The sequence below is a fragment of the Mesorhizobium sp. M7A.F.Ca.CA.002.09.1.1 genome, from assembly GCF_003998555.1.
Classification (GTDB): Bacteria; Pseudomonadota; Alphaproteobacteria; order Rhizobiales; family Rhizobiaceae; genus Mesorhizobium; species Mesorhizobium ciceri.
Genome location: NZ_RZRR01001243.1, coordinates 1 through 1218, shown reverse-complemented (window position 1 = coordinate 1218; position 1218 = coordinate 1). Strand labels below are relative to the sequence as shown.

Below are 1218 nucleotides of genomic sequence, written 5' to 3'. Positions count from 1 at the left end.
AGGCGGCGCCGGCCGGAATGCCGATTTATCTTTCCGGTGGTGATGCCGATCCGTGGATACCGGTCTCGGCGTTTGCCGATGCCGCGCAATCGCTGGGCCGGATTGGCGCGAGCCTGCGGGCCGATCTGTTCCCGGGCCGCGGCCATGAGGTCTCGGACGCCGAGATTGCCATGCTGGGCACTATCCTCGACGACCTCGCGGCCGGGCGTGGCCCGCGCATGGAGGCGGCGCGATGATGGACAGCTTCACCTTTCCGGGCCTGACGACACGGGTGGTCTTCGGTGCCGGCACCATGGCTCGCGTCGAGGAGGAAGTCCGGCGGCTCGGCCATGAAAAGGTGATGGTGCTTTCGACGCCGCATCAGAAGGGCGATGCGGAAAGGCTGGCCGCAAGCCTTGGTGGCCTCGCCGCCGGGATCTTTGCCGGCGCGGTCATGCATACCCCTGTCGAGGTCACGGAAAAGGCCATCGATACCTTCCGCGGCAGTGGCGCTTCGGCGGTCGTCAGCCTCGGCGGCGGCTCGACCACTGGGCTCGGCAAGGCCATTGCCGTGCGCACGGGCGCCGACCAGGTGGTCATTCCCACCACCTATGCCGGCTCGGAAATGACCGACATACTCGGCGAGACGGCAGCCGGCGAGAAGACCACCCGCCGCTCGCCGGACATTCGCCCAGAGACGGTGATCTACGACGTCGATCTGACACTGAGCTTGCCGGTAAATCTCACCGTAACCTCGGCGATGAACGCGATCGCTCATGCGATGGAAGCCTTGTATGCCCCCGATCGCAATCCGGTCATCGTGCTGATGTGCAGGGATGCCATGGTTGCCTTTCGGGAAGGCATTCCAAGGTTGATCGGCAATCCGCAGGATCGCGCGGCGCGGACGCAGGCGCTCTATGCGGCGTGGTGCTGCTCGACCGCACTCGGCTATGTCTCGATGGCGCTGCATCACAAGCTGGCGCACGTCTTCGGCGGCTCGTTCGACACGCCGCACGCCGAAACCCACGCCATCCTGCTGCCCTACACGACCGCCTTCAACGAAGCGGCGGTGCCCGATCTGCTGCGCCCGATCGCTGAGGCATTCGGTGGTGGTTCGGCGGGCGGCGGGCTCTGGGATTTCGCACAGTCGGTCGGCTCTCCGCTGAGCCTGAAGGCGATCGGCATCGAGGAGGCCGATCTCGACCGCGCGGCGGCAATCGCGGTGAAGAATGCCTATGC

At 66.1% G+C, this 1218-nt stretch carries 1 protein-coding gene and 1 pseudogene; both read left to right on the top strand.

Annotated elements, in window-relative coordinates:
* A pseudogene (locus EN994_RS32190) lies at positions 1-236 on the top strand (phospholipase); the annotation flags it as partial.
* Positions 236-1218: maleylacetate reductase (locus tag EN994_RS32185; RefSeq protein WP_245466154.1), on the top strand; the 983-nt coding region annotated here is incomplete at its 3' end. The pseudogene EN994_RS32190 and the gene EN994_RS32185, both read left to right, overlap by 1 nt.